4 protein-coding genes are annotated in these 3173 nt (G+C 75.6%); all 4 read right to left on the bottom strand.

The window, feature by feature from the left end; translation table 11 throughout:
- Positions 1–662: hypothetical protein (locus IH54_RS40945; protein ID WP_063762458.1), on the bottom strand; the 662-nt coding region annotated here is incomplete at its 3' end.
- 34 nt (positions 663–696) lie between these two features.
- Positions 697–1515 carry an ABC transporter permease gene (locus IH54_RS0138360; protein ID WP_052398354.1) on the bottom strand — a complete coding sequence of 273 codons (819 nt, stop codon included), beginning with the start codon at positions 1513–1515 and terminating at the stop codon, positions 697–699.
- Complete coding sequence (locus IH54_RS0138365; RefSeq protein WP_031526110.1) at positions 1506–1688, bottom strand: hypothetical protein; 183 nt, start codon at positions 1686–1688, stop codon at positions 1506–1508. Before IH54_RS0138365 ends, IH54_RS0138360 begins: the two co-directional genes overlap by 10 nt.
- Positions 1685–2740, bottom strand: coding sequence for an ABC transporter ATP-binding protein (locus tag IH54_RS0138370; protein WP_052398355.1), 1056 nt, complete (start codon positions 2738–2740; stop codon positions 1685–1687). Before IH54_RS0138370 ends, IH54_RS0138365 begins: the two co-directional genes overlap by 4 nt.
- Positions 2741–3173: the final 433 nt, after the last annotated feature.

The raw sequence follows: 3173 nt of genomic DNA on the forward strand, positions 1-3173 counted from the left end.
GGGTCGTCGGCAGCGTCAGATGTGTATAAGAGACAGATCCAGTACGGGGTGACGGATTTCTCGGAGGGAAGGGGTTCCGGGTCCTCCCGCGGGCCGAAGGCCGAGGTCAGGAGGAGGTGGACGACCATCGCAGCCGCCGGCCAGGCGACGAGCGCGGACTTGGCCCGCAGTTCCAGCGGGGCGTCGAAGACCACCTTGGGCCCCACCCGCATCGCGTGCGCCGCGATGTTCGTGTCGGGCCCGAGCCATACGCCGATGCGCCAGCCGATGACGGACGCGAGCGCACCGCCCGCCGCGAGGCCGAGCACGACGCCGACCCCGCCCTGCTTCCGGCGCCAGAAGACCGCGGCAGCGGTGAGCACTCCCAGGCCGGCGGCGATGAGCGCGAACGTGCCGTCGCCGCCGATCGCCTCCTCGCCCTCGGTGTCCTTGAGGTAGACCGCCTTGCCGTCGGAGATCAGCGGCACCCGCGGCGACAGCCACAGCCACAGCAGGCCGAGCGCGACACCGCAGACGGCGACGAGCACGGCGGTGAGGGCGCCCCGGCCCGCCTCGGCGAGCACCTCTTTCCCGAGGTCGCCGCCCTTGCCGGGGTCGCCGTCCGTGCCCGGATGGTGCGGCAGGGGCGACGAGTGGTCGTGGGGAGTCAGCGGAGCGGTCACCTGCCCATCGTGCCAGGTCCGCAACGAGGACGCCTCACCGGCAGGCAGCCCTGCGGTAGGCCCACGTGGCGACGGCCAGCGAGACGACGCCGACCCCGGCGCACACCGAGAGGTCGCCGGCGACCGCGGCCCAGTCCGTACCGCCCGCGCCGCCGAGGGTGCGGGCGAAGGCCTGCACGCCGTACGTGGACGGCAGCAGGTCGCGCACCCAGCGGATGACCTCGGGCAGGTGCGAGGCGGGCAGCACGCCGAGCAGCAGCGCGGCGGACATGCCGAGCTGGCCGAGCAGCGTGGCGATCTCCTGCCGGGGCGCGAGCAGCCCGAGCGCGGCGCCGAGCCCGGACAGGGCGGCGCCCGCGAGCGGGATGACGACGGCGAGCACCCACACGGTGGTGAGGGTGAGGTGGAAGAGCACGCAGCCGATCACCGCGGTGAGCACCGTGCCGGGCACGGTGAAGGACGCGTACGCGCCGGCCGCGCCGAGCACGACGGACGCGGGCGGTACGGGCAGCGTCGCGTAGTGGTCGAGCCCGCCGGACGCGCGGAGCTGGCCGAAGTACTGGGCGAGCAGGTTGAGCCCGACGAAGGCCACGACGAGGACGCTGGACCCGGCGACGACCGCGCGGGCCGCCTCGCCGTCGCCCGCGTCCACGACCCCGCGCATCATGACCATGATGCCGACGGACTGGAAGGTGGCGACGAAGAGCAGCGGGATACGGGCGACCCGCGCCCGCGACAGCTGCGCCCGGTAGACGGCCCCGAAGGCGGGCCACAACCGCGCCCGCGGCGCCAGCGGCGCCGCCGCTTCCCCGACGGCCACGTCCTCGTCCTGCGCGATGACGCTCACGCCCACGCTCCCGTCACCGGCACACGCCCGCCGTACGGCTGCGGCGTCACGCGCAGCGCCCCGCGGCGGTCTGCGCCGTCGCCCCCGCCCGCACGCGTACGCGTCGCCACTCGCAGCGGGTCCGCCGACGCGGCGCCGTACGGCTGCGGAACCACGGGCAGCGCCCCGTAGCGGGTCATGACTTCACCAGGCCCTTCGAGCGGCCGCCCAGGGCCAGGTAGACGTCTTCGAGGCTGGGGGCCGCCAAGGTGATGTCGTCGAGGGCGGCGTAGGCGGGGCCGGCGGTCAGGTCGGCCATGGTCGCACGGGCGCGGGCGTGCGGGAGGCGCAGCGTCCAGCGGCGGCCGGAGACGTCGGCGAGCGGCTGGAGCGCGGCGACCGCGGGCAGGTCGAGCGGCGGCTCGGTGCGCCAGACCAGGTCGAGCCGCACCTCGTCAGCGACCAGCGCACGCAGGCCCGCCGGGGTGTCGCAGGCGATGACCCGGCCGCGGTCGAGGACCGCGACCCGGTCCAGGACGGACTCGGCCTCGATGACGTTGTGCGTGACCAGCAGCACGGTGGCGCCCCGCTCCGTCCTGCGCCGGCCGACCGCCGCCCACACCGCGCGGCGCGCGACGGGGTCCATGCCGGTGGTCGGCTCGTCGAGGATCAGCACCGGCCGCTCCCCCACGAGCGTCGCGGCGAAGCAGGCCAGACGGCGCTGGCCGCCGGACAGCCGCTTGATGGGGCGGTCGGCGATCGGGCCGAGCTCCAGCTCGTCCAGCACGGCGTCGCGGGCCGCGCGGGCGGCGGCCGCGTCCAGGCCGCGCAGCCGCCCGGTCGTCTCGGCGGCGAGCGACACGGTCAGCTCGTCGAGCGCCGTGGACTCCTGGCCGAGGTAGCCGATGAGCCGGGCGGCGCGGTCGGGGTGCCGCACGAGGTCGTGGCCGAGGACGTCGATACTGCCCGCGTCCGGCCGCAGCAGCCCCGTGAGCTGCCGCACCAGCGTGGTCTTGCCGGCCCCGTTGGGGCCGAGGATCCCGAAGAGCTCGCCGCGGCGCACGTCGAGGTCGATCCCGTCGCTCGCCCGCACCTCCCCCGCGCCCGCAGCCGCGGCCGGGCGGCGGCGCAGTCCGGGGCGGCGCGCCCCGGTACCCGCCGGGTAGGTCCTGACCAGACCGCGCACGCTGCACACCGCGTCGCGGGCCGCGGCTGCCGCGGGGGGCGCCTCGTCCTCCGTGCCCGTCTTCACGAACACCGAGATTACGCGGCGCAGCCCGCCCCCGCCGCAACGGGGTTCCCCGCGCCCCTTCACGCACGTCGGCGGCTTCCCCACCACGGGGGTTGCCGCGCCTGCGGCGCAGGGTGCTTCCCACCCCTGCGGATGCGACGTCGGCTGACGCCCCCCTGCGGGGGTGATCCGCCCCCGGGGACGAACCGCCGTCCCTCGCACACCCACCCCCCGGCGGGCAACCGCCAACGCAACCCACCAGCAGGGGGACGCTCCACCCACTCCCACCGGCAAGCAGCCGCCAACGCAACGCACGAGCAGCGCGACGCTCTCCCCACCTACCCCCACCCCCACCGGCAGGGCAGCCACCAACGCAACGCACGAGGGGCACGTCACCCCCTGTCTCTTATACACATCTGACGCTGCCGACGACTCCTTACGTGTAGATCTCGGT

It is taken from the genome of Streptomyces sp. NRRL F-5123, assembly GCF_000721495.1.
Taxonomy (GTDB): Bacteria; Actinomycetota; Actinomycetes; order Streptomycetales; family Streptomycetaceae; genus Actinacidiphila.